At 71.5% G+C, this 22,286-nt stretch carries 21 protein-coding genes; 5 read left to right on the top strand and 16 right to left on the bottom strand.

Annotated features, from left to right (window positions below; genetic code table 11):
- The coding region (locus tag EBH09_RS06615; RefSeq protein ID WP_153182615.1) for a gamma-glutamyl-gamma-aminobutyrate hydrolase family protein at positions 1–569 on the top strand (569 nt) is incomplete at its 5' end.
- 86 nt (positions 570–655) lie between these two features.
- On the opposite strand, the gene EBH09_RS06620 is transcribed toward EBH09_RS06615, so the two are convergent.
- Positions 656–1,606, bottom strand: a complete 951-nt coding sequence (locus tag EBH09_RS06620; RefSeq protein ID WP_121746002.1) for a LysR family transcriptional regulator — start codon at positions 1,604–1,606, stop codon at positions 656–658.
- Between the two features lie 70 nt (positions 1,607–1,676).
- On the opposite strand from EBH09_RS06620, the gene EBH09_RS06625 reads away from it, so the two are divergent.
- On the top strand, positions 1,677–2,834 hold the full coding sequence (locus tag EBH09_RS06625; protein ID WP_121746003.1) for a TDT family transporter: 1,158 nt from the start codon (positions 1,677–1,679) through the stop codon (positions 2,832–2,834).
- Here the strand turns inward: EBH09_RS06625 and EBH09_RS06630 are convergent.
- The 4 genes from EBH09_RS06630 to EBH09_RS06645 form a co-directional block, all read right to left on the bottom strand.
- Positions 2,761–3,486 (bottom strand): helical backbone metal receptor, encoded by a 726-nt coding sequence (locus EBH09_RS06630; protein ID WP_121746004.1) that lies wholly within the window; start codon positions 3,484–3,486, stop codon positions 2,761–2,763. The genes EBH09_RS06625 and EBH09_RS06630 overlap by 74 nt on opposite strands.
- Before the next feature lie 10 nt (positions 3,487–3,496).
- On the bottom strand, positions 3,497–4,066 hold the full coding sequence (locus tag EBH09_RS06635; protein WP_121746005.1) for an XRE family transcriptional regulator: 570 nt from the start codon (positions 4,064–4,066) through the stop codon (positions 3,497–3,499).
- A gap of 368 nt (positions 4,067–4,434) precedes the next feature.
- Positions 4,435–7,050 carry an ABC transporter permease/substrate binding protein gene (locus EBH09_RS06640; protein WP_121746006.1) on the bottom strand — a complete coding sequence of 872 codons (2,616 nt, stop codon included), beginning with the start codon at positions 7,048–7,050 and terminating at the stop codon, positions 4,435–4,437.
- The gene (locus EBH09_RS06645) at positions 7,043–8,128 is read right to left on the bottom strand and encodes a glycine betaine/L-proline ABC transporter ATP-binding protein (RefSeq protein ID WP_121746007.1); all 1,086 of its coding nucleotides are present in this window, start codon (positions 8,126–8,128) and stop codon (positions 7,043–7,045) included. The genes EBH09_RS06640 and EBH09_RS06645 overlap by 8 nt, the downstream gene beginning before the upstream one ends.
- A gap of 203 nt (positions 8,129–8,331) precedes the next feature.
- Between EBH09_RS06645 and EBH09_RS06650 the strand changes: the two genes are divergently transcribed.
- Both EBH09_RS06650 and EBH09_RS06655 read left to right on the top strand, forming a co-directional pair.
- A complete protein-coding gene (locus tag EBH09_RS06650) occupies positions 8,332–9,276 on the top strand; it encodes a 5'-3' exonuclease (protein WP_193776140.1) in 945 nt (314 codons plus the stop codon).
- A 139-nt stretch (positions 9,277–9,415) separates the two neighbouring features.
- Positions 9,416–10,261 carry a siderophore-interacting protein gene (locus EBH09_RS06655; protein ID WP_121746008.1) on the top strand — a complete coding sequence of 282 codons (846 nt, stop codon included), beginning with the start codon at positions 9,416–9,418 and terminating at the stop codon, positions 10,259–10,261.
- Positions 10,262–10,611: 350 nt separating this feature from the next.
- Here EBH09_RS06655 and EBH09_RS06660 read toward each other — a convergent pair whose 3' ends face one another.
- Positions 10,612–11,202, bottom strand: coding sequence for a GNAT family N-acetyltransferase (locus EBH09_RS06660; RefSeq protein WP_121746009.1), 591 nt, complete (start codon positions 11,200–11,202; stop codon positions 10,612–10,614).
- Between the two features lie 72 nt (positions 11,203–11,274).
- Between EBH09_RS06660 and EBH09_RS06665 the strand changes: the two genes are divergently transcribed.
- Entirely contained in the window at positions 11,275–12,234 is a 960-nt protein-coding gene (locus tag EBH09_RS06665) for an RluA family pseudouridine synthase (protein WP_121746010.1), read from the top strand.
- Here the strand turns inward: EBH09_RS06665 and EBH09_RS06670 are convergent.
- From EBH09_RS06670 to EBH09_RS06715, 10 genes are all read right to left on the bottom strand, one after another.
- Complete coding sequence (locus EBH09_RS06670; protein ID WP_121746011.1) at positions 12,228–13,718, bottom strand: cytochrome P450; 1,491 nt, start codon at positions 13,716–13,718, stop codon at positions 12,228–12,230. The two genes, EBH09_RS06665 and EBH09_RS06670, sit on opposite strands and share 7 nt — an antisense overlap.
- A gap of 67 nt (positions 13,719–13,785) precedes the next feature.
- Positions 13,786–14,406, bottom strand: coding sequence for an ATP/GTP-binding protein (locus tag EBH09_RS06675; protein ID WP_121746012.1), 621 nt, complete (start codon positions 14,404–14,406; stop codon positions 13,786–13,788).
- Positions 14,387–14,803 carry a DUF742 domain-containing protein gene (locus EBH09_RS06680; RefSeq protein WP_121746013.1) on the bottom strand — a complete coding sequence of 139 codons (417 nt, stop codon included), beginning with the start codon at positions 14,801–14,803 and terminating at the stop codon, positions 14,387–14,389. Before EBH09_RS06680 ends, EBH09_RS06675 begins: the two co-directional genes overlap by 20 nt.
- Positions 14,800–15,207, bottom strand: a complete 408-nt coding sequence (locus EBH09_RS06685; RefSeq protein ID WP_121746014.1) for a roadblock/LC7 domain-containing protein — start codon at positions 15,205–15,207, stop codon at positions 14,800–14,802. The genes EBH09_RS06680 and EBH09_RS06685 overlap by 4 nt, the downstream gene beginning before the upstream one ends.
- The gene (locus EBH09_RS06690) at positions 15,204–16,820 is read right to left on the bottom strand and encodes an ATP-binding protein (protein ID WP_121746015.1); all 1,617 of its coding nucleotides are present in this window, start codon (positions 16,818–16,820) and stop codon (positions 15,204–15,206) included. The genes EBH09_RS06685 and EBH09_RS06690 overlap by 4 nt, the downstream gene beginning before the upstream one ends.
- A gap of 370 nt (positions 16,821–17,190) precedes the next feature.
- Positions 17,191–20,043 (bottom strand): DEAD/DEAH box helicase, encoded by a 2,853-nt coding sequence (locus tag EBH09_RS06695; RefSeq protein ID WP_121746016.1) that lies wholly within the window; start codon positions 20,041–20,043, stop codon positions 17,191–17,193.
- A 101-nt stretch (positions 20,044–20,144) separates the two neighbouring features.
- Positions 20,145–21,095 carry a twin-arginine translocase subunit TatC gene (tatC, locus tag EBH09_RS06700; protein ID WP_121746017.1) on the bottom strand — a complete coding sequence of 317 codons (951 nt, stop codon included), beginning with the start codon at positions 21,093–21,095 and terminating at the stop codon, positions 20,145–20,147.
- A 47-nt stretch (positions 21,096–21,142) separates the two neighbouring features.
- Complete coding sequence (gene tatA, locus EBH09_RS06705) at positions 21,143–21,430, bottom strand: Sec-independent protein translocase subunit TatA (protein ID WP_121746018.1); 288 nt, start codon at positions 21,428–21,430, stop codon at positions 21,143–21,145.
- 279 nt (positions 21,431–21,709) lie between these two features.
- Positions 21,710–21,904, bottom strand: a complete 195-nt coding sequence (locus tag EBH09_RS06710) for a hypothetical protein (RefSeq protein ID WP_121746019.1) — start codon at positions 21,902–21,904, stop codon at positions 21,710–21,712.
- 10 nt (positions 21,905–21,914) lie between these two features.
- Complete coding sequence (locus EBH09_RS06715) at positions 21,915–22,208, bottom strand: hypothetical protein (protein ID WP_193776141.1); 294 nt, start codon at positions 22,206–22,208, stop codon at positions 21,915–21,917.
- Positions 22,209–22,286 lie beyond the last annotated feature (78 nt).

Genomic DNA, 22,286 nt, shown 5'->3' on the forward strand with positions numbered 1-22,286 from the left:
GACTGGCCGCGATGCTGCCGCCGGACGCGCCGGAGCACGCCGCGGCCACCGTCGCCCGCCTCGACGGGCTGGTGATCGCGGGCGGACCGGACGTGGAGCCGGTCCGCTACGGCGCCGAACCCGGCCCGCGCACCGGCCCGCCCGCCCGGGCCCGGGACACCTGGGAGCTGGCGCTCATCGAGGCGGCCCTGGCCGCGCGCGTCCCGCTGCTGGGCGTCTGCCGGGGCATGCAGCTGCTCAACGTCGCCCTGGGCGGAACCCTCGTCCAGCACATCGAGGGCCACGCCGAGGTGGTGGGCGTCTTCGGCGGGCACCCGGTCAAGCCGGTGCCGGGGACGCTGTACGCCTCCGTCGTACCCGAGGAGATGTTCGTGCCGACGTACCACCACCAGGCGGTGGACCGGATCGGCGCGGGCCTCACCGCGTCGGCCCACGCGGCGGACGGCACCGTGGAGGCCCTGGAGCTGCCGTCCGGACCGGGCTGGGTCCTCGGCGTGCAGTGGCACCCGGAGATGGGCGAGGACGTACGGGTGATGCGGGCGCTGGTGGAGGCGTCGGGACCGGCCTGACCCACCGCTCCGGCGCGGGCCCACCGCCCGGCGCGGGACCACCGCCCGGCGCGGGACCACCGCCCGGCGCGGGACCACCGCCGGGCCTACGCCCGTGTCAGCGACAGCAGCTGCCGGGCCGGGCCCGTCGGGCGGTGGCCCGTGGGCCATACCGCTCGGAGGTCGCGGGCCAGGGCGACGTCCGCCACGGGCACGCTCACCAGGCGCCGGGTGGTGAGTTCCTCGCCGACGGCGAGTTCGCTGAGGACGGACGGGCCGGCGCCGCTCACGGCCGCCGCCTTCACCGCGGTGGTCGACGACAGTTCGATCAGGGGGCGGGCCAGCCCGCCCAGGGCCGCGTCCAGGACCTGTCTGGTGCCCGAGCCCTTCTCCCGCAGGATCAGCGGGGTCGCCGCCAGTTCCGCCCCCGCGAGCGGGCGCCGGCGACGGGCCCACGGGTGGCCCGGTGCGGTCACGACGATCAGCCGGTCACGGGCGATGACGGCCGAGTCGAGGCCCGCCGGGACGCTCACCCCCTCCACGAACCCCAGGTCGGCCTCACCGGCCAGCAGGCGCTCCGCCACCGCCGTGGAGTTCCCGGCGAGCAGCGACACCGCCGTGTCCGGCAACTGGGTGCGCAGCGCGACCAGCCAGCCCGGCAGCAGGTACTCGGCGATCGTCATGCTCGCCGCCACCCGCAGCCGCGAGTCCCGCCGGTCCCGCAGCGCCTGCGCGCCCGCGTCGAACGCCTCGGCCGCCTCCACGACACGGCGCGCCCAGTCCGTGACCAGCGCGCCGGCGTCGGTGAGCCGGGAACCTCGCGGCGAACGGTCCACCAGGGCGACACCCAACTGGCGCTCCATCGAGCGGATGCGGCTGCTGGCGGCCGGCTGTGTGATGCCCAGCTCGCGCGCCGCCCCGCCGAGGCTGCCCAGGCGCGCCACCGCCAGCAGCAGCTCCAGCGCCCCGAGATCCGGTACCCGGTGCGCCAGCGAGCCCGCCGTGTGCCGCCCCGGTGTGTCCTGACCGCCCTCCGTACCGCCCGTACCGCTGCTCATAACCCCAGCTTATGCCCTCATAGGGACACGGTCCCTGGTCAGGCCCGTCTGCCACCGAGACCGTGGACGCATGGTCACCGCAGCCCAGCCCTTGTCCCCTCCCGCCGTCCCCAACCGGCGTGTCCCGGCCGTTCGTCACCTCGGACCCAACTGGTACGCCTGCGTCATGGGCACCGCCATCGTCGGTACCGCGGGAGCCGCGCTCCCCTGGCAGGTGCCCGGACTGCGCGCCGTCTGCACCGCGGTCTGGGCGTTGTCCCTCGTCCTGCTGGCGGTCCTGCTGGTGGCCCGTTCCCTGCACTGGCTCCACCACCGCGACCAGGCCCGCGCCCAGCTCCTCGACCCGGCGGCGGCTCCCTTCTACGGGTGCCTGGCGATGGCTCTGCTGGCCGTGGGCAGCGGCGCCCTGACCGTCGGGCGGGACTGGCTCGGCACCTCCGCCGCGGTCGCCCTGGACGCCGTGCTGTTCACCGCCGGTACGGTCGTCGGGCTCGCGGCGGCGGTGGCCGTGCCGTACCTGATGGCCGTACGCCACCGGACGGAGCCGGGGCAGGCCAGTCCCGTGTGGCTGCTGCCGCTCGTCGCGCCGATGGTGTCCGCGGCCGTCGGACCGCTGCTGGTCCCGCACCTCCCGCCGGGGCAGCCACGGGAAACGCTGCTGCTCGCCTGTGTCGCGATGTTCGGGGTGAGTCTGTTCGCGACCCTGGTGACCCTGCCGGTGATCTTCGGCCGGCTGCTCACCGGCGGTCCGCTGCCGCTCGCGCTCACCCCGTCGCTGTTCCTGGTGCTGGGACCCCTCGGGCAGTCGACCACCGCCGTGGGGAAGTTCGCGGACGTGGCCCCGGGAGTCGTTCCGGGCCCGTACGCCGAGGGCTTCGGGGTGCTCGCCGTCCTGTACGGCGTGCCGGTGATGGGCTTCGCGCTGATGTGGCTGTGTCTCGCCGCCGCGCACGTCGTGCGGGCCCGCCGGGAGGGCATGGGCTTCTCGATGACGTGGTGGTCGTTCACCTTCCCGGTGGGCACCTGTGTCACCGGGGCGGAGGCGCTGGCCCGGCGCACGGGGCTCGCCGTCTACGACGGGCTCACCGTCGTCCTGTACGCCGGCCTCGTCGCCGCCTGGGCCGTCGCCGCCGTGCACACCGCCCGCGGCGTGGTCAGCGGCGCGCTGCTCGCAGGGCCGCGCCCAGCGCCCGGGGCGCCTCGGCCAGCGACGGCCCGTACCACGTGAGGTACCGCCCGTCGACGAGGGCACAGGGCAGGCCCGGGAAGGCCTCCGGGCCGTCGGCGGCGGTGAAGCGGTACGGCTCGTCGGGCAGGACCACGACCTCCGGGCGGGCCGCCCGCAGTTCCTCGACCGGAACCTTCGGGTAGCGCTCGGCGTGACCGGCGTACAGGTGGTCGACGCCGAGGCGGGCGAGCACGTCACCCGCGAAGGTGTCGCGCCCCAGCACCATCCATGGCCTGCGCCAGATCGGTACCACGGCCGTACGCCGCTGCCCCGGGGACGGGGACGGCAGGTCCGACCAGGCCGTCTCCGCGGCGTCCAGCCACCGGGGCCGGGACGGCGCGCCGCAGGCGGTCAGTACCCGGTCCAGCTCGGTGAACGCCTGCGGCACCGTGCGCACGTCGGTCACCAGCACCTCGACGCCCGCCGCGCGCAGGGCGTCCAGGTCGGGAGCGCGGTTCTCCTCGTCGTTGGCGACCACCAGATCGGGGGCGAGGGCGACGATCCGCTCGGTGTCCGGGTTCTTCGTGCCGCCGACGCGTGCGACGTCGAGGCCGGCCGGGTGCGTGCACCAGTCGGTTGCGCCCACGAGGGCGCCGGGAACCGTGCGGGCCACCGCCTCGGTCAGCGACGGCACCAGGGAGACCACCCTCACCGGCGCGTCCTCACCGGCGAGGCCCTTCCCGGACCGCCTCGATGTGCTCGGCGACGGCGACCACGATCAGCCGGGTGTCGGGCACCGTGGCCCGCCACCGGTGCCGCACCCCGCCGGTGAGGTAGAGCGTGTCGCCGCGGCCCAGCCGGTAGGCACGGCCCTCGGCCTCGATCTCCACGGCGCCCTCGGTGACGAACATCAACTGGTCGTTGCGGTACTGCAGTTCACGGCCCGCGTCGTGGTCGCCGGTGAACTCGGAGGCGTGCATCTGGTGGTGTCCGCGCACCAGCGAGCGCACCTTGGGCGCCAGTTCCGGATCGGGGTCCTCGGCCCGGACGACGTCGACGCTGCACGCGGGGTCGGCGGCGGCGAGCAGTTCCACGGCGGTGGTGCGCAGGGCGTCGGCCACTTTCTCCAGGGAACTCTGGCTGGGCCGCGCCCGGTCGTTCTCGATCTGGCTCAGGAAGGGCACGGACAGGCCACTGCGCTCGGACACGACGGCGAGAGTGAGTTCGAGGGCCCGGCGCCGCCGCCGTACGGCCGCGCCCACCCGAAGGTGCTGATCTTTGTGGTCGCCCATCGCTCCGGCTCCCTCCTTCACCCGTCGCGGTGCCGCCGCGGCCGCCCGGTCCGGGCGCCGTACTCCTGATGAGTTCTCTGCACCCTACGCATGTTCGGCAAACCGTTTCATGCGGCCGTCACATCGACGTCACGGTGCGGTGGCCGCGACCTCACATTTCTCGCCACCGAAAGGGCGGCTCGCTCGCCGCGCCGGACGCCTTACCGGTTCAAGGCGTGGCGGGCCCCGCATGTTCCCGCTGGCCCCTCACGCCCCGGCGGGGCGATGCTCAGGCGGGGGGTTGGCGCTCCGTGGTTGTCCAAATCCCTACCGTGTCCGGGCTCGGTACGACCCGAGGGGTGGCCGGTACTGCTGCTCGGCCGGTACCGCTACTGCGGGGTCATCCGCCCGACCATGTCCGGGTGCTCCTCCAGCCAGGCCGCCACGGCTTCCTCCTCCTGACCCTGACCGCGGTTCTTGATCTCCGCCTCCAGGCTGCCGAGCTCGTCCTCGCTCATGTGGAAGTCCTTGATCCACTCGGTGAGCCGCGGGTACTGCTCGGGGAACTTCTTGCTGGAGATGGTGCGGATCGTGTTGCCCTCACCGAAGGCCTTCTTGGGATCCTTCAGCTTGGTCAGCTCGTACTCGCTGTACGCCCAGTGCGGCGACCAGAGAGTGACCGCGACCGGCTCCTTCTTGGCCAGAGCGCGCTTGAGCTCGGCAAGCATCGCCGGCGTGGAGCCGTCGACGACCTCGTACTCGTCCTCCAGGCCGTAGCCCGGCATGACCTCGTCCTTGAGGAGCTGCATCTCACCGGTGCCGGGCTCGATGCCGATGATCTTCCCGTCGAAGAGGTCGGCCTTGCCCTTGAGGTCCGCGAGGGACTTGACGTCCTTCACGTACGAGGGAACGGCGATCTCCAGGGAGGTCGGCTCGTACCAGGTGCCCAGGTCGGTGAGGTTGTTCTTGTGCTTGTCCCAGTAGTTCTTCTGGGCGTAGGGCAGCCAGGCGTCGAAGTTGAGGTCGAGGTCGCCGGAGGCCAGGCCGGTGTAGACCGGGCCGACGTCCATCTGCTTCAGGTTCAGCTTGTAGCCGCGCCGCTCCAGGACGTTCTTCCACAGGTAGGTGACGGCGATGTCCTCGTCCCACGGGAACCAGGCGATGTCCAGCGGGCGCTTCGCCTCGGCCGGGGTGGCGCCGGCGCCGCCCTCGACCGGGGCGAGCTTGTCGACGAGGCCCGGATTGGCGTCCAGCCAGGTGCGGACGGCGTCCTGCTGGTTGCCCTTGCCGGCCTTGTTGATCTCGGCCTCGAGGCTGGTCAGCTGCTTCTCGGTCAGCGAGAAGTCCTTGAGCCACTTGGCCGTGGTGGGGTCGTCGCCGGCGAAGCCCTTGCGGGACAGCGTGTGCACGCCGTCACCCGCGCCCCAGGCGCCCTTGGGGTCCTTCAGCTTCTTCAGGTCGAGGTCGTTGTACGCCCAGTGCGGGGACCAGAGCGTGACGACCACCGGCTCCTTCTTGCTCATCGCCCGCTTCAGCTCGGCCAGCATCGCCGGGGTGGAGCTGTCGACGACCTTGTACTCCTTCTCCAGGCCGTACGCCTTGAGGACCTTGCTCTTCAGCAGGGCCATCTCACCGGCGCTGGACTCGATGCCGGTGATCCTGCCGTCGAAGAGGCCGGCCTTGCCCTTGAGGTCCGCCAGCGAGTTGATGTCCTTCATGTACGCGGGGACCGTCAGCTCCAGCGACGTCTCGTCGTACCAGGAGCCGAGGTCGTCGAGCCGGTCACCGTACTTCTTCCAGTACTGCTCGTGCGTGGTCGGCAGCCAGGAGTTGGTGACGATGTCGATGTCGCCCTGGGCGAGGGAGGTGTAGAGCGGCCCGGCGTCGAACTGCTTGGCCTCCACCTCGTAGCCGCGCTGTTCGAGGATCTCCTTCCACAGGAAGGTGGAGGCGACGCCCTCGTCCCACGGGACGTAGCCGAGCGAGACCTTCTTGCCCTTGCCGACGTTCTTGCCGTCGGCGACGGTCTCCGAGTCGCCGGAGCCGCCGAACATGCCCATGCCGCCGGCCACCAGGGCCAGGATCACGACGCCGATCACGGCGACCTGCGGACGGGGACGGTAGGACCAGATCTTCATGCCGCTCGCGGCACGCGCCCGGGCCGCGGCGCGCCGGCCCAGCGGCGAGACGTGGGTGCCCAGAGCGCTGGTCATGCGGTCCAGGTAGATCGCGAGGATCACGATGGCGATGCCGGACTCGGAGCCGAGGCCGACGTTGAGCTGGCCGATGGCCTCGTTGACGTCACCGCCGAGGCCGCCGGTGCCGACCATGCCGGCGATCGCGGCCATGGACAGGCCGAGCATGATGACCTGGTTGACGCCCGCCATCACCGTGGGCAGCGCCAGCGGGAGCTGGACGCGCAGCAGGGTGTTGCGGGGGGTGGTGCCGAAGGCCTCGGCGGCCTCGACCAGTTCCTTGTCGACCTGCCGGATGCCCAGCTCGGTCATGCGCACGCCCGGGGCGAGCGCGAAGATCAAGGTGGCGACGATGCCCGCGGAGGCGCCGGTGCCGAAGAACAGGATCGCCGGGATCAGGTAGATCATCGCGGGCAGCGTCTGCATGAAGTCCAGCACCGGCCGGACGACGCCGCTGACCCGGTCCGAGCGGGCCGCCCAGATGCCCACGGGCACCGCGACGACCAGCGCGATCAGGGTGGCGACGAGCACCAGCGCCAGGGTGATCATCGCGTTTTCCCACAGTTCCATGGAGACGATGAACGCGAATCCCAGGAAGGTGAGAACACCGGCGACCGTGCCGCGCAGCCAGAAGGCGATGATCGCGAAGATGCCGACGAGGAGCAGCGGTTCGGGCGCCTGGAGGACGGCGTTGATGCCGTCGTAGGTGCCGGTGAAGACGGTCTTGAGGAAGTCGAAGAGCCACGCGACGTGTCCGAGCAGCCAGTCGACGGCGCTGTTGACCCAGTCGCCGAGCGGAATCCTAGGCACGGGCCATCACCTTCTCGGGACCCTTGTCGCGCGGGGAGTCGCAGGTGCCGACCTCGGCCTGCTCGTCGCCCAGGAAGCCCACGAGGCGGCGGGAGGGGACCACACCCACGAGGTCGCCGTCGTCGACGACCGCGACCGGGTGCGGCACGCGCGCGCTGATGGCGCACAGGTCGGTGAACGACGTCTCGGGCGTGGCCGTGTCGCACGCGCAGTCGGCCTCGTCGCCGCGCAGCTCGGTCTCCATGACGGCTCGGGCGGTGAGTACGCGGGAGCGGTCGACGTCCTGGGTGAAGGAGGCGACGTAGTCGTTGGCGGGACGTATCAGGATGTCCTGCGCGGTGCCTATCTGCACGATCCGGCCGTCCCGCATGACGGCGATGCGGTCGCCCAGGCGCATGGCCTCGTTGAGGTCGTGCGTGATGAAGACGATGGTCTTCTTCAGGGTCTTCTGCAGTTCGAGCAGCTGGTCCTGCATGTCGCGGCGGATCAGCGGGTCGAGGGCGCTGAAGGACTCGTCCATGAGCAGCAGATCGGCGTCCGTGGCGAGGGCGCGGGCCAGGCCCACGCGCTGCTGCATACCACCGGACAGCTCGTCCGGCCAGGACTTCTCCCAGCCGGCCAGGCCGCACAGGGCGAGCGCCTCGTCGGCGCGGCGCTCGCGCTCGGCGCGGGGCACGCCCTGCACTTCAAGACCGTAGGCAGCGTTGTCACGGACGCTGCGGTGCGGGAAGAGCGCGAAGTGCTGGAAGACCATGCTGATCTTCCTGGAGCGGACCTCGCGCAGTCCGCGGTCGCCGAGTTCCGTCAGGTCCTGACCACCGAAGCGGACGTGCCCGGCGGTCGGCTCCAGCAGACCGTTGAGCATGCGCAGCAGCGTGGACTTGCCGGACCCGGACAGCCCCATGACCACGAAGATCTCGCCGGGCTCCACGGTGAAGGACGCGTCGATGACGGCGGCCGTGGTGCCGTCGGCGCGCAGTTCCTCCCGGTCGGCTCCCTGACGCAGCCGTTCGGCCGCCTGGTCCGGTTTCCTGCCGAAGACCTTGTACAGGTTTTCGGCCTCTAGTCTGGCTGACACGCTTACCTCTTGCATCGGGGGCAGGGACAGGGACGTGAAGACTCGCCGATGCGCAGACTCGCCGATGCGAGCAGTCGTAGATACGAAGACTCGCTAACAGTTGAAAGCATCAACCAGCTTTGACCCGGGTGCGCGCCTGCCCTGATCGTCCCGACCCAAACATTTGAGTGACCCAGTTCACACGCCCTCCACCCCCTCGCCACATGGCCTGCGGCATGATGCGAGGCGTGACCGGACGACTGATGCTTCTCGACACCGCCTCCCTCTACTTCCGCGCCTACTTCGGCGTGCCGGACTCCGTGAAGGCCCCCGACGGCACGCCGGTGAACGCCGTGCGCGGGCTCCTCGACTTCATCGACCGCCTGGTGAAGGACCACCGGCCCGACCACCTGGTCGCCTGCATGGACGCCGACTGGCGCCCGCACTGGCGCGTGGAGCTCATCCCCTCCTACAAGGCGCACCGCGTCGCCGAGGAGCGCCCGACGGGCCCGGACACCGAGGAGGTGCCCGACACGCTCTCGCCGCAGGTGCCGGTCATCGAGGCCGTCCTCGACGCGCTCGGCATCGCCCGTGTCGGCGTGGCCGGGTACGAGGCGGACGACGTCATCGGCACGTACACGGCGCGGGCGACGGGCCCGGTCGACATCGTCACCGGCGACCGGGACCTCTACCAGCTCGTCGACGACGCCCGCGGCGTGCGCGTGCTCTACCCGGTCAAGGGCGTCGGCACGCTCCACCTCACCGACGAGGCGGCACTGCGCGAGAAGTACGGCGTCGACGGCCGCGGGTACGCCGATCTGGCGCTGCTGCGGGGCGACCCGAGCGATGGCCTGCCGGGCGTGGCGGGCATCGGCGAGAAGACGGCGGCCAAGCTGCTCGCCGAGTTCGGGGACCTCGCCGGGATCCAGGCCGCCGTCGACGACCCGAGGGCGAAGCTCACGCCGACGCAGCGCAAGCGGCTGACCGAGGCGGCGCCGTATCTCGCGGTCGCCCCGAAAGTCGTCCGGGTGGCAGGCGACGTCCCGCTGCCGGACGTCGACACCGCGCTGCCGCACGCCCCGCGCGACGCCGCGGCGCTGGACGGACTGGCGGCCCGCTGGGGCCTGGGCGGATCACTGCAGCGGCTGCTGACGACACTCGGCGCCTGAACCGTGCGGCCCGGGCAGGCGATGCCCATCCGGCGCATCGGAGCCCCGACGAGGGGAAGCCGTACTTGGCGCACACGGGGATGGTAACTTAGGTATACCTAAGTCAGGGAACCCTCACGCAGGGAGCAGGGAGGCCGACATGGCAGACCGTCCGGGACGCAAGCCGCGCAAGCCGCACACCGCACAGGTCGTCCGTACCGAGCGGCTGACCCCCCACATGCAGCGTGTGGTGATCGGCGGCGAGGGACTCGCCGGGCTGCCGGCGGACACCTGCACCGACCACTACGTGAAGCTGCTGTTCCCCGCCGGGGGCGCGACCTATCCAGAGCCCTTCGACGTGGAACGGATCCGCGAGGAGTTCCCCCGCGACCAGTGGCCGGTGACCCGGACGTACACGGTGCGCCACTGGGACGCGGAGCTCCGCGAGCTGACCCTGGACTTCGTGATCCACGGCGACGAGGGTCTGGCCGGCCCCTGGGCGCAGCGCGTCCAGCCGGGCGAGACCGTCCACTTCATGGGTCCCGGCGGCGCCTACGCCCCCGACCCCGCCGCCGACTGGCACCTGCTCGCCGGTGACGAGAGCGCGCTGCCCGCGATCGCCCGGTCCCTGGAGGCACTGCCCGACGGCGCCCGCGCATTCGCCTTCATCGAGGTCGACGGGCCCGAGGAGGAGCAGAAGATCGACTCCGACGTGGACGTCGTCTGGCTGCACCGCGGCGACCGTCCGGTGGGCCAGGCCCTGGTCGAGGCCCTGCGCGGCCTGGACTTCCCCGAGGGCCGGGTGCACGCCTTCGTCCACGGCGAGGCGGCCTGCGTGAAGGAACTCCGGGGGTTCCTCCGGGTGGAACGCGAGATCCCCCGCGAGGACCTCTCCATCTCCGGGTACTGGCGCCTCGGCCACAACGAGGACGGCTGGCAGGCCTCGAAGCGGGAGTGGAACGCACGCGTCGAGGCAGAACAGGAGGGCACGGCCCCAGCGGCGTGACCAGGCCCGCCCCTCCCTGGCCGCGTGACCGGGCCCGTGCCCGCCGCCCGGGCGCGGAACCGAGCACGCGCCCACCGCCCGGGCGCGGGACCCAGCAGGCGCCCACCGCCCGGGCGCGGGACCCAGCCGGCGCCCACCGCCCGGCGGCTGCCCCAGCTCGCCACCACCATTCCGCCGCGTGACCGAGCCCGTGCCCATCGGCCGGTCGTACGCACACGCGCGGGCACCGCAGCGTCGGCCCGGGCCGACGCACTCCCCGCGTACAGCGCGCGGTGTCGCGCCGGCCACGCCACCCCACCCCTCCCCCGCCCCCACTACGTGCCGCCCGTATCGCCCGGCGAGGGCGCGGCTCAGTCGCCGCGTACGCGGGCGTGCAGGTGCATGTCGTGCCAGCCGTCGGAGTGGAGCAGCGCGCGGCGCTTGGTGCCCTCCGGGGCGAAGCGTGCCTTGAGGGCGACCCGGCAGGAGGCCTCGTTGGCGACGGAGTGGGTGAGTTCCAGTCGCTGGAAGCCGATCTCGTCCAGGGCCCAGCGGGCGAGAGCGTCCGTGGCGCGGGCCGCGACGCCCCTGCCGCGAGCCGCCGCCGTGGTCCAGTAGGCGACCTCGGCCACCCCGTCGCCGAGCGTGACCTCGCGGAGGGCGACCCTGCCGAGGAGCCGGTCGTCGGTCTCGTCGGCGACGGCCCACTGGGCGTTGCGTTCGTGGGCCCAGCCCTGCTGCCACTCGGTGATCCAGCCGCGCACCTCCTCCTCGGAGTCGGCGGTGCGGATGTGCCACTGGTGCATCACCGGGTCCTGGAAGGCCGCGTGCACGGCGGGCGCGTCCCCGGCGCACCACGGGCGCAGCACCAGCCCGTCGCCGGTGGGGACCGTGGGCTGCGGGGTACGGGAGAGAGAGCCTGCGGGGAGGACCGGGCGCGTCAGGTAGGGCACGGGCCGCATCCTGCCAACCGCGACCGGCCGGCGGCCAGGCGGTTTCGCGGCGCCGGTCACCGCCTCGTACGCTGGCAGGCGATGAGACGCCGCACCCCGCTCCCACCCTCGCCCCTCCCGCAGCGCGACGGAATCGACGCGGTGCGGGTGCGGCTGCCCGCCGAGGGGCCGTGGTCCACGGTGCGGGAACACCTGACGGAGCGGCTGGCCCGCGCGGGCGCCGGCGTGGTCGACGGCATGTTCGACGCCGGGCTGTTCGTCGGCGCCGACGGGCGGGCCGTACCGGAGGACGCGCCGTACGAGCCCGGGATGTTCGTGTGGTACCACCGCGACCTGCCGGCCGAGGTGCCCGTGCCCTTCCCCCTGGAGGTCGTGTACCGCGACGAGCACATCGTCGTCGCCGACAAGCCGCACTTCCTGGCCACCACCCCGCGCGGCGGCCACGTCACCGAGACCGCGCTCGCAAGGCTCCGCCGGGAGCTGGGCATCCCGGCGCTCGGCGCCGCTCACCGCCTGGACCGGCTCACCGCCGGACTGGTCCTGTTCACGGTGCGCCCCGAGGAGCGCGGCGCGTACCAGGGCCTGTTCCGCGACCGGCTGGTGCGCAAGGAGTACGAGGCCGTGGCCCCGTACGATCCAGAGCTCGTCCTCCCCCGGACCGTGCGCAGCCGAATCCTCAAGGAACGCGGGGTGCTGGCCGCCCAGGAGATCGAGGGCGAGGCCAACGCCGTGAGCCGCGTCGAGCTGATCGAGCACCGCCCGGACCCGTGCCTCGGCCGGTACCGGCTGGTGCCCGGCACCGGCCAGACCCACCAGCTGCGCGTCCACATGACCGCGCTCGGCGTGCCGATCCTCGGCGACCCGCTCTACCCCGAGGTGACCGACCCCGTACCGGCCGGCGACTTCCGGCGCCCGCTGCAACTGCTGGCGCGGGAGCTGGGGTTCACCGATCCGGTCACGGGGCGGGAGCACCGCTTCCGCAGTGAACGGTCCCTCGCTGCCTGGACGGCGTACGAGGACTGGGCCGCCGGCGGTCAGTAGCCGCGCCACCAGAGCAGGAAGCGCTGCCAGGCACCGCGGGGGCGTGGCTGCTCCGGCACCGGCTGGGGCTGCGCGGCCGTCACCGACACCGGCACCGGCGGTTGCGAGGGGACCTGTGGCTCGGGCCGCTGTTCCGGCCGGGGGATGCCGACGTGCCAGGCGGTGCGCCGCTCCGGGGCCGGGGCGTGGCTCGGCTGCTGCCTGATGTCCTGCTGCGCCTTGGGCTCGAAGTACACCGGCAGTTCCACCAGGTGCCGCGACGCGATAGACGACCGCCACCGCAGTTCGTCCTCGTCGCAGGCGAGCTGGACGTCCGGCAGCCGCATCAGCAGCGCGTCGATCCCGGCGTCGGCGATGGCACGCCCGATGTCCTGGCCGGGGCACTCGTGCGGGCCGCCGCCGAAGGCGAGGTGGGCGCGGTTGCCCTGCATGCTCGCGTCCAGGTCGGGTCGGATGCGCGGGTCGACGTTGCCCGGCGCGATGCCGAGCAGCAGCCCGTCGCCCGCGCGGATGCGCTGACCGCCCAGTTCGGTCTCCTGCTTGGCGAAGTAGGCGAAGACGGTACTGAACGGCGGCTCGTCCCAAAGGGACTGCTCGACCGCCTCGGGCACCGTCATCTGGCCGCCGCTGAGCTGGGCGCGGAAGCCCGGGTCGGTGAGCACCACGCGCAGCACGTTGCTGATGAGGTTCACGGTCGCTTCGTAGGCGGCCAGCAGGACCACCCGCAGGTGCTCCCTGACCTCGTCGTCGGTCAGCCCGGCCGGGTGGGTGACGAGGCGCCCGGCGATGTCGTCCTCGGGGTTGGCCCGGCGGGCGGTGGTGAGGCGGTCCAGGGCGTCCATGACGTAGGCGTGGCTGGCGATCGCCGTCTCGGTGCCCTTGAGGGTGTCGCGGGCGGCCTCGACCATCCGGTCGTTGTACTCGTCCGGCATGCCGAGGAGATGGCACATCACACCCATCGGCAGGTGCTCGGCGAACTGGCTGACCAGGTCGGCGCGGCCCTCCTCGCAGAACCGGTTGACGTGGCGCTGCGTGTACCGCTTGATGTGGCGGCGCAGTTCCCGGTAGTCGATGTCGGACATCGCGCTGGTGACCGCTCCGCGCAGCCGCTTGTGCTCGTCGCCCTCGGCGTGGGAGCAGATGGGCTGCCAGGCGATGTGCGGCATGAGGGGGTGGTCCGGCTTGACCATGCCCTCGTTCAGCGGCGTCCAGATCCGGCTGTCGCGGCAGAACTGGGCGGGCGTGCTCACCATGTGCAGGTTCTCGGCGTGCCCGAGGACCACCCACATCGGTACGTCGTCGTGGAGCAGCGCCGGCGCCACCGGCCCGTGCTGCTCGCGCAGCTTCTCGTACAGCTCTTCCAGGTCCTCCGTCTCGTGCAGCCGGTGCAGTCCGCCCGGTCCGAGGCCGTGCGCGGGGCAGCCGGGCGGCGGTTCGAGCAGGGGGTCGCCCGTTCCGGTCAGGGAGTGGCGTTCAGGCGTCACAGTGTCGCTCCGCAGCAGAAGTGTCGGTCAGGGGTGTGGTTGAAGGAGGCCGGTCGGCCGCGCCGGGTCAGCCGAGCGGGCCCTTCATCGCGATGGAGTGCAGGAAGCGCGTCAGTGTCAGCAGGACGTCCCGGCTGGAGGCCCGGCGCCGCACGTCGCAGTCGAGGATGGGGATCTCCTCGGCCAGGTCGAGTGCGCCCCGCAGCTCGGCGACGGGGTAACGGGGCGCGTCCGGGAAGGTGTTGACGGCGACCACGAAGGGCACGCCGCGCTCCTCCAAGCGCCCCATGACGTCGAAGCTGACGTCCAGGCGGCGGGTGTCGACGAGTACCACCGCGCCGAGGGCGCCCTCGAACAGGCCGTTCCACAGGAACCAGAAGCGCTCCTGGCCGGGCGTGCCGAAGAGGTACAGCACCAGTTGGTCGGTGATGCTGATGCGACCGAAGTCCATGGCCACCGTGGTGGCCGTCTTGGAGGCGGAACCGTAGTTGTCGTCGACCCCGATGCCGGCCTGGGTCATCGTCTCCTCGGTGGTCAGCGGCCTGATCTCGCTGACCGAACCGACCATGGTGGTCTTGCCGACCCCGAAGCCGCCCACGATGACGATCTTCACGGCGGCCTCGGCCGTGTGCGGAAGCCGGTCCTCGGTCCGTGGGCCCGGGATCGTGTCAGAGTTTTTGAAGTCCATGCATCACCGCTTCGAGGAGGTTTCGGTCGGCGACCTTCTGGCGGACGACCGGGGCGCGGGCCTGCACCAGTTCCGTCGCCAGCAAGTCGGTGAGCAGCACGGTCACCACACTGAACGGCAGGCCCAGGTAGGCCGACAGCTCTGCTGCGGACAGGGGTGCGGCGCACAGCCGCAGCAGGGCCGCCTGTTCGGGTGTGGCGGACACCGGAGGGTCGGCGCGGGCCACGATCAGGGTGACCAGATCGATGTCGGCGCGCTCGCCGCCGCCCTCCCCGCCGATGACGAACAGCCGCTCGGGGTTGGGTGTCCCGTCGTCCTTGCTGGGCGGTCCGGCAGCGGAGGACGCGGCGTACGGCTCCTGCCCGGGAGATCGCCTCTGGCGTTGGGGAGGAGTCATACGGTCTGCCCGTTGCGCCTGGCGGGACTGGTGAGATGGGGCCCGATGCGGGCGACCAGGTCGGCCATGCTGAGGCCCATCCGGCCGGGCTCGCAGCAGACGTCGGAGAGCACGGCGAGGTAGGCGTTGGGTCCGGCGGCCATCAGGTAGAAGTAGCCGCCGTTCATCTCGATGAGGACCATCTTCATGTCGCCGTCGCTGGTCGGGATCTCCTGGCTGACGGCGCTCGCCAGGCTCTGCAGGCCCGCGCAGGCCGCGGCGACCCGGTCGGCGGCGTCCGGGTCCCCGGAGTAGCGGGCGATGCGCAGGCCGTCGGCGGAGAGCACCACGATCATCTCGATGCCCGGAACGCCGTCGTACAGATCACGGAGCATCCAGTCGAACTTGCCTTGCTGCTCGATCACTTGAGGTTCCCCTCGTCGTCTGCCGGGGCGTGGGCCGGCTCGTTGCTGCTGGACTGCTGGTGGGCCTGAGTGCTGCCCGTGTGCTGCTTGAGGCCCTCCCAGAAGGCCCCGATGAAGTGCCCCGGCGGGAGCCCCTCGTCCTTCACCGGCTCGGGCTCCGGCTCCGCCGGGAAGCCGTTCCGGGCGCGCTCGGCGGCCTGGCGGGCCTCGCGCTCGGCGTCCTCCCGCTCCCAGACCGCCTGTTCGGCGAGGCGCTGGCTGAGCGGCATCTTGACCCGGCTGCGGCGCTGCGGGAGGCCGCCCGCCGTCCACTCGGTCACCTCGGGAACGTCGTCCTCCAGGGAGACCGTGTCGGGGATACGGGGGCTGGTGGGGCGGCGCTTCTTGGGCGTGCGCTTGGGTCCGGGGAGGGCGTCCGGGCCCGGCTGCGGGATCGACGCCGCACCGATGCCGTGGGCGAGGCCGACTCCGGGCTCCGTGGTCATCATCTTGCTCGGCACGATGAGGATGGCCCGGACACCGCCGTACGCGGAGGCCCGCAGGGACACGTCCATGCCGTACTGCGTGCACAGCCGGCCGACGACCGACAGGCCCAGCCGCGGGTGGTGGGCGAGGTCCTGCACGTCGGTGCCGCGTTTGGCGTGCTCCAGCAGTCCCTCGATACGGGCGCGGGACTCCTCGCTGAGGCTGACGCCGGCGTCCTCGATCTCGATGCAGACACCGCTCTGCACCTCGGTCGCGGTGACATGGACCTTGGACCCCGGCGGCGAGTAGCGGGTGGCGTTGTCGAGGAGTTCCGCCGCGGCGTGGATGACCTGCTCGACCGCGGTGCCCTTGATGTTGACCTTGGCGATGGAGGCCAGGTTGATCCGGCGGTACTCCAGGATCCGGGACATGGCGCCGCGCAGCACGCTGTAGAGCGCCACCGGCTTGGGCCACTGGCGACCGGGCCGGCCGCCGCCGATGACGGAGATCGAGTCGGCGAGGCGGCCGATCAGGGCGGTGCCGTGGTCGATGCGCAGGAGGTCGTCGAAGACCTCGGGGTTGCGCCCGTGGTCCTCCTCCATCTCGCGGAGTTCCTTGTTCTGCTGGTGGACGATCGCCTGGACGCGGCGGGCGATGTCGACGAAGGAACGCTCGGCGGATTCGCGCATGGAGTCCTGGTGGTCGACGATGTCGCACACCATGCGGATCATCTTGCGCTGGGGCTCGCCGAGTTCGGTGTAGGAGGGGTCGATCTCGCCGAGACGGCGCATCACCTCGTGGGGTGTACTCCCCCGGCGCATGAAGTCCAGGACGTTGGGCAGGACTTCGCCGCCGAGCCGGACCATCTCCTCGTGATGGCTCGCGGCCCGGCGTTCCAGATACGCGCTGTGACGGGCGTGCTCGGCACGCAGGACCCGTAGCGCGCGGCCGCGGCGTACCGCTTCGGCCGCCGCGGTGATCACCAGCAGGGTGGCGACGGCACCGCACAGGCCGACGGCGAGCCGGGCCGGTTCCGTCACCAGGGCGACGGCGGCCCCGGTGGCCGCGGCCATCAGTATGGCCGGCAGCAACAGCGTTCGCGCGTAGGGAAGTTCGCGGCGACCTGGAGGGGAATCAACACTCACCATGTAGGCCCTCTGAAAACGAATCGGCGGGGATGGGGGAGCTTGCGGCGGGGTATCTCTGGGAGTTGTCGGGCTCTTCGGCGCATTGGGAACAAGCGCGCGATTTCCCCTCAACTCGGTGCGCTGCGGGCGAGCTTAGTCCGAGGGGATCATCGCCGTGTCATATTCAGCAAGCACCTGAAACGGGCACCGGGACTGGAGTAGCCTCGGACCCATTTGCACGCTTGGGAGTTAATCGAACACCCTGCGTAGTCGCGAATGGGCGTGCGAATGTCACTCCCCGTAATGAGGGAAAGAGGCGCCGAAGGCACCTCGAAACGCTCGGAGGCCCGGCGGTGTTCCGCCGGGCCTCCGAGCGTTTCGAGGTGCGGGGCTAGCCCACGGACGAGTAGGCGACCACCCCGCGCAGCAGTTCGTCGACCGCCTTGCGGGCGTTCTTCGGGACCGTCGAGCCCTCGGCGGGCGCGGCGGCCGAGATCTGGCCGAGGACGTCGATGACCTGCTTGCACCAGCGCACGAAGTCGCCGGCGGGCATCTCCACCTCGCGCAGCACCTCGTCGAGGCCCTTGCCGGACGCCCACATGTACGCGGCCCAGGCGAAGCCGAGGTCGGGCTCGCGCTGGCCGACGCCCTCGGTCTGGCTGATCCGGAAGTCCTCCTCCAGGGCGTCCAGGCGGCCCCAGATACGGACCGTCTCGCCGAGCGCGGCCTTGGCCTTGCCCGAGGGCAGCTTCGGCGCCATGGCGTCGTCGGCGGCCCGGGACTCGAAGACCAGCGCGGAGACGCAGGCGGCCAGCTCGGCCGGGGAGAGGCCCTCCCAGACGCCCTCGCGCAGACACTCGCTGGCGAGCAGGTCCAGTTCGCCGTAGAGCCGGGCGAGGCGCTTGCCGTGCTGGGTGACCTCGTCACCGCGCAGGTAGTCCATCTCCGTCAGCAGCGCGACGATCCGGTCGAAGGTACGGGCGATGGTGTTCGTCCGGCCCTCGATCCGGCGCTCCAGCTGGGAGGTGTCGCGCAGCAGCCGGTGGTAGCGCTCGGCCCAGCGGGCGTGGTCCTCGCGGTCGTCGCAGCCGTGGCACGGGTGGGCGCGGATGTCCTTGCGCAGCCGGGCGATCTCCCGGTCGTCGGCGGCCTGCGAGCGCTTCTTGCGGGCCCGCTCCGGCGGGATGTGCCCGGCCTTGGTGCGCAGCGCGGAGGCGAGGTCCCGGCGGGACTGGGGCGAGCGCGGGTTGAAGGACTTCGGGATCCGCATCCGCTCCAGCGCCTCGACCGGTACCGGGAAGTCCATCGACGCAAGCCGCTTGACCTGCCGCTCGGCTGTCAGCACCAGCGGGCGGGGCCCGTCGTGGTGCTCGAAGCCGCGGTGGCCGTTGGACCGGCCGGCGGGCAGACCCGGGTCCAGCACCAGGGCCAGGCCCGCGTACTTGCCCGTCGGCACGTGGATGACGTCGCCCGGCTTCAGCTTCTCCAGCGCCACGGCGGCCTCGGCGCGGCGCTGGCTGGCGCCCTGCCGGGCCAGCTCGGTCTCCCGGTCCTTCAGCTCGCGACGCAGCCGCGCGTACTCCTCGAAGTCGCCGAGGTGGCAGGTCATGGAAGCCTTGTAGCCCTCCAGCCCTTCCTCGTTGCGCTGTACCTGGCGGGAGATGCCGACGACCGACTTGTCCGCCTGGAACTGCGCGAAGGAGGTCTCCAGCAGCTCTCGCGAACGGTGCCGGCCGAACTGCTCGACCAGGTTGACCGCCATGTTGTACGACGGCTTGAAGCTGGAGCGCAGCGGGTACGTGCGCGTACCGGCCAGTCCCGCGAGGTGCTCGGGGTTCATGCCGCGCTGCCACAGCACGACGGCATGGCCCTCGACGTCGATGCCGCGCCGCCCGGCCCGGCCGGTGAGCTGGGTGTACTCGCCGGGGGTGATGTCGGCGTGCTGCTCGCCGTTCCACTTGACGAGCTTCTCCAGCACTACCGAGCGGGCGGGCATGTTGATGCCGAGGGCGAGGGTCTCGGTCGCGAAGACGGCCTTGACCAGTCCGCGGACGAACAGCTCCTCGACGACCTCCTTGAAGGTCGGCAGCATGCCCGCGTGGTGGGCGGCGATGCCCCGCTCCAGTCCCTCCAGCCACTCGTAGTAGCCCAGGACGTGCAGGTCCTCGGTCGGGATGGAGGACGTGCGCTCCTCGACCAGGGAGCGGACCCGTTCCCGCGCGTCCTCGTCGTTGAGCCGCAGGCCCGCGTACATGCACTGCTGGACGGCGGCCTCGCAGGCGGCGCGGCTGAAGATGAAGGTGATCGCGGGCAGCAGGCCCTCGGCGTCCAGGCGCTCGATGACCTCGGGCCGGCCCGGCGTCCAGACGCGGGAGCGCTGCCGGCGCTCGCGCTCCCGGTCGGCCTCCTTCATGGCACGGCCGCGTCTGCGGTCCTGGTAGGACGGGCGGCTCGCCTCCAGACGCGCCATGCGCGTGAGGTCGGGGTTGACGGCCTTCTTGTGGCCCTCGCCCTCCTCGAACAGGTCGTACATCCGGCGTCCGGCCAGCACGTGCTGGAACAGCGGCACCGGCCGGTGCTCGGAGACGATCACCTCGGTGTGGCCGCGCACGGTGTCGAGCCAGTCGCCGAACTCCTCCGCGTTCGACACGGTGGCCGACAGTGACACCAGGGTCACCGATTCGGGGAGGTGGATGATCACCTCCTCCCACACGGCGCCGCGGAAGCGGTCGGAGAGGTAGTGCACCTCGTCCATGACCACGTGGCCGAGTCCGAGGAGGGTCTGGGAGCCGGCGTAGAGCATGTTCCGCAGGACCTCGGTGGTCATCACGACCACCGGGGCGTCGGAGTTCACGCTGTTGTCTCCGGTGAGCAGGCCCACCCTGTCCGCGCCGTAGCGGCGGCACAGGTCGGCGTACTTCTGGTTCGACAACGCCTTGATGGGCGTCGTGTAGAAGCACTTCTTGCCCTGCTGGAGGGCGAGGTGGACGGCGAACTCGCCGACGATCGTCTTGCCGGAGCCGGTGGGCGCGGCGACCAGCACACCCTTGCCCGCCTCGAGCGCCTGGCAGGCCTCGATCTGGAAGGGGTCGAGGCCGAAGTCGTACATCTCGCGGAAGGTGGCGAGCGCGGTGGCCTGCTCGGCAGCGCGCTGGCGGGCTGCCGCGTACCGCTCGGCCGGTGAGAGATCCTCTGTCATCGTGCTTTCGAGCGTACCGGGCCGCACTGACAACAGGACGATCATTATCGGGATCGGTCCTGTGCGGGATCGCGTGGAGATTCCGTGGGGGACGCGGCGGGAGATTTCCGGGGGCGGCGACGCGTACCGTCACCGCCCCACCCGGCTCAGGTCACGTCGTCGTAGCCGTTGACCCGGTCCTTCGTCGTCTGCTCGGGCAGGGCGCGGGCCGTGGTGACGGGTTCGATCTCGCCGATGTCGTCGGGCGTGACGTCCAGCTCGGACGCCTCGTCGTCGTCGGGTTCCAGGGCCTCGCGGCGGGCTCTGCGACGGTCGTTCAGCAGGGAGATGGTGACCGCGGCGAAGTACAGCACCCAGATCGGTCCGGCCAGCATGATCATCGTCAGGGGGTCGGTGCTCGGCGTGGCGATGGCCGCGAACAGCGTGATGCCCATGATCATGGCGCGCCACCAGCCGAGCATCCGCTTGCCGGTCAGCACTCCGGTGAGGTTGAGCATGACCAGCAGCAGGGGCAGCTCGAAGGAGAGACCGAAGACGATCACCATGCGTGTGACGAGGTCGAGCAGCTCGTCCAGCGGCAGCAGGTTGTCGACGTCGCTCGGCGTGAACTCGATCAGCACCTTCGCCGAGGTGGGCAGCACCGCGTAGGCGAAGTAGGCGCCGACGAGGAAGAGCGGCGCACCGGTGGCGACGAACGCGTAGGCGTACTTCTTCTCGCTCTTGTGCAGGCCCGGGGCGACGAACGCCCACAGTTGGTAGAGCCAGACCGGGGAGGCCAGCACGATGCCGGCCGTCAGGGACACCTTCAGAGCCAGGGTGAAGGGGCCGAGCAGACCGTTGATGGTGATCTGCGCGCACGGCTCCGCGCCGGCCTCGGCCTGGGCCAGCTCCGCGAACGATTTCTCACAGCCGATCGAATCGAGGATCGGCTCGGTGAGGACGTTGATGATCTCCTGATAGAAGAAAGCGGCGACCACAGTGACGGCGACGATGGCCAACAACGCCTTCGCGAGCCGGTTGCGGAGCTCACGAAGGTGCTCCGCGAGGGGCATCCGCCCCTCGGGATCCCTCTCCTTGTTGCGGGCAGGCTTCAGCAACCCACATTCCCATCTCGTGCGGCGGGCCGGAGGTCACCGGCCCTGCGTCAGCGCTTGGTCGTGTCCGTCGGCTCGGTGACCGGACGGGAGCTGGTCACGTCGCCGGGGGCGGCCTGGATGGTGCGCTTCACCGCGGCCTGCTCGGAGTTGGGGGGATCGGTGGGAGCGGAGTCGTCGGACTTGCTCTCGCTCTTCATCGCCTTGGCCTCGCTCTTGAGGATGCGCGCCGACTTGCCAAGCGAGCGCGCCATGTCCGGAAGCTTCTTCGCGCCGAACAGCAGGATGATGACGACGAGGATGAGAATGATCTCGGGGGCGCCGAGCCTTCCGAACATAAGTCTTTACCTTCTCACCGAGGCGGCTGGGTGGGGGTGCTGTCCGACCGGTCGGACATGTGTCCGATCGATCGTCTTGTGCAGCGATCGTAACGCTCAGGGGTAAACGTGAGGCAATCCCCGTGCGTACTCCCGTCCGCGACCGGGCCTCGTTTTCCGGGTCGCGACCAGCAGCGTACCTTCAGGGACCTGCGGGGTGACAGGGCAAAGTGTCCCAATACGCAACCCGCATGGGCCCATCGGGTCCCGGCCGGGCGTTCGAGCCGGGCGTTCAGGCCTTCACAGGGCGTCCACGGCGCGGGCCGCGCTCCCGGTCGCCCGCTCCAGGTCCTCCGCCGCCCGGCTGATCCGGTCGGCGGAGTCCGTCACCTGCCGGCCCAGGCGCTCCGCCTCCACGAACACCTTCACGGCGAACACCGCGAGAACGGCGAGACCCAGAAAACCCACGGCAACCGCGAACATCGGCCAGAACATGACGCCGAGCCTAGACGGTGGAGTGCAGCCGCAGGGTCCTGACCCCGCCGCCGGTGAGCAGCTCCACGACCCGCTCCCCCGCCGGCTTGCGCACGGCGGACCCGCACTCGGGGCAGGTGAACGAGTAGAACGTGGTGCGGCTCGTGGCGCCGATGGCGAGGCGCAGGGCGCTCGCGGCGAGCTCGAAGCGGCCCCGGCAGTCCGGGCAGCCCGCCTTGAACACGACCGGGGACACGCGTCGCATGCCGGCGAACGCGGACGCCGCCGTCATGCCCGGCGCACCCGGCCCCACGGACTCGCTCACAGTCCTCGCTCCTGCCTGCCGTGCCCGTTCCGTCCGTCGTCCGGCCCGCCGGGCGCCCCGACCGCCTCGATGCCGTCG

It is taken from the genome of Streptomyces sp. E2N166 (genome assembly GCF_003671715.1).
In the GTDB taxonomy this organism is placed as follows: Bacteria; Actinomycetota; Actinomycetes; order Streptomycetales; family Streptomycetaceae; genus Streptomyces; species Streptomyces thinghirensis.

Excerpts from the sequence above, each read along its gene's own strand:
- EBH09_RS06655 (WP_121746008.1), top strand. The coding sequence starts at position 9,416 with ATGGCAGACCGTCCGGGACGCAAGCCGCGCAAGCCGCACACCGCACAG.
- EBH09_RS06625 (WP_121746003.1), top strand. The coding sequence starts at position 1,677 with ATGGTCACCGCAGCCCAGCCCTTGTCCCCTCCCGCCGTCCCCAACCGG.
- EBH09_RS06635 (WP_121746005.1), bottom strand. The coding sequence starts at position 4,066 with ATGGGCGACCACAAAGATCAGCACCTTCGGGTGGGCGCGGCCGTACGG.
- EBH09_RS06675 (WP_121746012.1), bottom strand. The coding sequence starts at position 14,406 with ATGGACTTCAAAAACTCTGACACGATCCCGGGCCCACGGACCGAGGAC.
- EBH09_RS06710 (WP_121746019.1), bottom strand. The coding sequence starts at position 21,904 with ATGTTCTGGCCGATGTTCGCGGTTGCCGTGGGTTTTCTGGGTCTCGCC.
- EBH09_RS06690 (WP_121746015.1), bottom strand. The coding sequence starts at position 16,820 with ATGGTGAGTGTTGATTCCCCTCCAGGTCGCCGCGAACTTCCCTACGCG.
- tatA (WP_121746018.1), bottom strand. The coding sequence starts at position 21,430 with ATGTTCGGAAGGCTCGGCGCCCCCGAGATCATTCTCATCCTCGTCGTC.
- EBH09_RS06620 (WP_121746002.1), bottom strand. The coding sequence starts at position 1,606 with ATGAGCAGCGGTACGGGCGGTACGGAGGGCGGTCAGGACACACCGGGG.
- EBH09_RS06650 (WP_193776140.1), top strand. The coding sequence starts at position 8,332 with ATGGCCTGCGGCATGATGCGAGGCGTGACCGGACGACTGATGCTTCTC.
- EBH09_RS06695 (WP_121746016.1), bottom strand. The coding sequence starts at position 20,043 with ATGATCGTCCTGTTGTCAGTGCGGCCCGGTACGCTCGAAAGCACGATG.
- EBH09_RS06680 (WP_121746013.1), bottom strand. The coding sequence starts at position 14,803 with ATGACTCCTCCCCAACGCCAGAGGCGATCTCCCGGGCAGGAGCCGTAC.
- EBH09_RS06665 (WP_121746010.1), top strand. The coding sequence starts at position 11,275 with ATGAGACGCCGCACCCCGCTCCCACCCTCGCCCCTCCCGCAGCGCGAC.
- EBH09_RS06660 (WP_121746009.1), bottom strand. The coding sequence starts at position 11,202 with ATGCGGCCCGTGCCCTACCTGACGCGCCCGGTCCTCCCCGCAGGCTCT.